Here is a 3,083-nt window from a genome sequence, read left to right as displayed (position 1 = left end):
CCTTGATCTGCGATGCGCCGGCGGCCGACGGGCGCCCACGACAAGGCGACCCACGACGCCATCGCGTCCTTCGAGGAGGCGCGGCGGATGCCGGTCACCGGTCAGGTCAGCGATCGTCTGGTGCGCGAGCTCGTCGCGCTCACCGGACGGCCGATCGAGTGAGCGGGATCAGCGAGTAGCGAGTAGCGAGTAGCGAGTAGCGAGTAGCGAGTAGCGAGTAGCGAGTAGCGAGTAGCGAGTAGGGGATGGTGCCGGGTCGCCCACTCCTTCACTATTCGCCACTCGCCATTCGCTATTCGCTCATCGGGGCCGCATGCGTCTGAAATCGGGAATCTGGGTCGCGGCCTATATCCGGCGCTGCGGGGTCGAGGGCGTGTTCGCGGCGGTGCGCCGGCGCGGCGCCGAGGAGGCCGGCGCCGTCTTCGTCATCGTCAACCGGCTGAACGGCACCGCCGATCTCTACGGCCCGGCGCCGCAGACCGCGTTCGACGAGGCGATGCCGTTCGACCGCGCCTTCGTCTCGGTCATGAAGGAGAGCCCGGCGCCGGAGAGCGACGTCGAGGCCTTCATCGCCAAGGAGAGGCGGTTCGATCCGGACGTCTGGGTGGTCGAGATCGAGGAGCCGTCGGGACGGCACTTCCTCGACCGGGTGCTGCGCTGATCAGGAGTCGCCGCTCGCCTTGCGGGGCGGCCCGAGAAGGCGCTCGGACGGCGTGATGCGCTCGAGCCCGGAAAGCCCCGGCACCACCGTGCCGAGGCGGCTGCGGATCGTTGCGCCGCGCGCCGCGGCGGTCGGCCCGGGGCGGGCCGGGACGGTCGGCGCGGCCGGCTCGGCCTCGCGCCAGGCGGCGACGAGGCGCAGCGCGGCCGCCAGGCTGACCTCCTGATACAGGGCGCTCAGCGCATAGACGCGCCGCACCGAATGGCCGATCGCCGGATTGACGAACAAGAGGATGCGCTGCAGCACCGGCGCCGGCACGGCGAGCGCCCGGGCCGCGACCACCAGCGGCTCGCCGCCGAGATCGTTGACGATCCGCTCGGCGAGCGTCCGCGAAATTCCGAGCGCCCGCTCGAGCTCGCGCACGAAGTCGCCCGGCCGGCCGCCGAGCACGCTCGTCTCCAGCCGGCGCGCCACCTCCTCGCCGGGCGTCGGCCAGGTGCCGGCCGCCAACGGGCCGGCGCGGTCGAGCGCGTCCAGCAGGCCGCGGCGGCCGTCCGTGTCGGCATCGAAGAAGTCGCGCACGAGGGTGCGCGCCTCGCTCTGCCCTCGCGTCTCGGGCGGCGGCGGCGGCGCCTCCTCGGGCGCCGGCCGGCCGGCGAGCCGGGCCAGGACGGCCTCGGGCGCACCCGGATAGGCGGCGAGCGTCCTGGCGACGATGTCGCGGGTCGCCGCGTCGACGGCGTCGATCAGGCGCAGCGACAGCTCGACATACTGGCGCTCCTCGTCCGGCGAGTGGGTCGGCTTCTGGACGTAGAGGTCGGTGAGCACGCGCAACAGCGTCGGCTTGACGTCGACGCCGTGGCGGGCGAGCCCGACCAGACTGTCCAGTCCCGGAAACAAGGACGACATACGCGAACAAGCCCCGCCGGCGCTCGAAACGACCTTTCCGAGAGCTTAAGACGGGACTCGTTAGCAGAGGCTTAACCCCAACAAGGCGTTAACCTTTTCGCTCGAATGCGAACGATCGGGGGGACGCTGTGGCAGCCCCTTCCGGTCATGGCCGGGCTCGTCCCGGCCATCCACGATCTTGTTCGCAGCAGCCACCCTGGCGTGGATCGCCGCGACGAGCGCGACCATGACGAAGTCCGTGGTCGGGCCGCCGGCGTGTCGTTCGCCGCCGCGCCGAGACCCCCCTGTCACCCGCTTACAACCCTTGTGGACCAAGGCGTTACGCTTAACCAACCGTTAACCATGTCGGCGCGTAATCGAACGTGGCAAGCCGCGGATCATTCCCGATCCGGTGGAGGGCGCCATGGGCACCATCATCACGTTCCCGGCGGGACGTCGCGTCTACAGCGACGGGCGGGGTCGCACGGCCGACGAGCCGGCCACGATCATCATCCTGCCGGTGGTCCGGGTCGATCGCTACGGCGACGAGCCGCGCGACGGGTTGCGGGACGGCGGCTCCGCGGCCGCCCGCAAGGGACGGCGTCCCTCGGCCCGGCGGTGAGTGCGGCGGAGGTGACGATCGTGGTGACGGTTCGCAGGCCCGGCGCGGGGGCGGGGCGGGGCGGCCTGCCGGTGCTCGCGATCGCGGCGATGGCGACGCTGCTCGCCGGCTGCGGGTTCAATGGCGATTTCGGCCGGGTGAAGCCCGGCCTGGTGCGCGACGGCATCCACGACTGGATGGGGCCGGCGGCGGCCCAGCAGGCCGGCCTGCCGGTCTCGGCCTATCCCTACACCGAGGACGAGCGGCTGATGCGGGACCTCGCCTTCCCGCTGATCGAGGTGCCCTACGAGCGCCAGCGCTGGTATTCGATCGTCGAGGAGTACGGCATCAACCGCGGCATCCAGCAGCAGTGGTTCGTCTTCAACGTCGCCGCCTACGAGCAGGTGCTGATGCAGACGGCGTTCCGCTCGGCGACGGCGCGCTACGGCAAGCTCAACGACGACATCCGCAACGACGTCACCCGGCTGCCCTACTGGGTCACGGTGGCGCGCCGGGTGCTCGACATGGACATCAAGCGCGGCAAGAGCCTCCAGCACGTGAACGGCCTCACCGCCGGCGAGGCCGTCAACGCCCAGGCCCGGATGGCCGAGAACGCCCTGATCATGAGCTGGGTGCAGCAGTCGCTGGTCAACCGCATCGCCTCCTACGGCTACGCGATGGAACGGCTGGTCATCGCCACGCCGCTGCCGGCGGCCGTCGAGGTCGAGCGCTCGCTGACGCTGCTCAAGACCCGGGTCGCCGAGGCGCGTCTCCTGCCCGGACCGGAGATCACCCCCGGCACCATCGTCCTGGTGCCGCCTTACCCGCTGCCGTCGATGCCGGTCATCACCAAGTCGGTTCCGGTCGCGGCCGCGCCGCCCGCCGGGCCTGCGGTCGCGGCCGCGCCGCCGCCGGGCGCCGGGCGGCCCGTGG

General features: G+C 71.7%; 5 protein-coding genes. 4 read left to right on the top strand and 1 reads right to left on the bottom strand.

Going from position 1 to position 3,083, the window contains the following annotated elements; genetic code table 11:
- Positions 1–12: 12 nt before the first annotated feature.
- Positions 13–162: a peptidoglycan-binding protein gene (locus tag CCR97_RS29045; RefSeq protein WP_338049157.1), complete on the top strand. Its 150-nt coding sequence runs from the start codon at positions 13–15 to the stop codon at positions 160–162.
- Between the two features lie 151 nt (positions 163–313).
- Entirely contained in the window at positions 314–661 is a 348-nt protein-coding gene (locus CCR97_RS29040) for a DUF1491 family protein (RefSeq protein ID WP_111360756.1), read from the top strand.
- On the opposite strand, the gene CCR97_RS29035 is transcribed toward CCR97_RS29040, so the two are convergent.
- The gene (locus CCR97_RS29035) at positions 662–1,570 is read right to left on the bottom strand and encodes a DUF2336 domain-containing protein (protein ID WP_201160143.1); all 909 of its coding nucleotides are present in this window, start codon (positions 1,568–1,570) and stop codon (positions 662–664) included.
- Between the two features lie 403 nt (positions 1,571–1,973).
- Here CCR97_RS29035 and CCR97_RS29030 point away from each other — a divergent pair, with 403 nt between their 5' ends.
- Positions 1,974–2,171, top strand: a complete 198-nt coding sequence (locus CCR97_RS29030) for a hypothetical protein (RefSeq protein WP_111360570.1) — start codon at positions 1,974–1,976, stop codon at positions 2,169–2,171.
- A gap of 20 nt (positions 2,172–2,191) precedes the next feature.
- Positions 2,192–3,083, top strand: an 892-nt coding sequence (locus CCR97_RS29025; RefSeq protein ID WP_201160142.1) for a hypothetical protein, incomplete at its 3' end; no start/stop codon positions are given.

Origin of the sequence: Rhodoplanes elegans, from assembly GCF_016653355.1 — a bacterium.
GTDB lineage: Bacteria > Pseudomonadota > Alphaproteobacteria > Rhizobiales > Xanthobacteraceae > Rhodoplanes > Rhodoplanes elegans.
The sequence above is the reverse complement of the archived record's forward strand: the minus strand, read 5'-3'. Positions and strand labels throughout refer to the sequence as shown.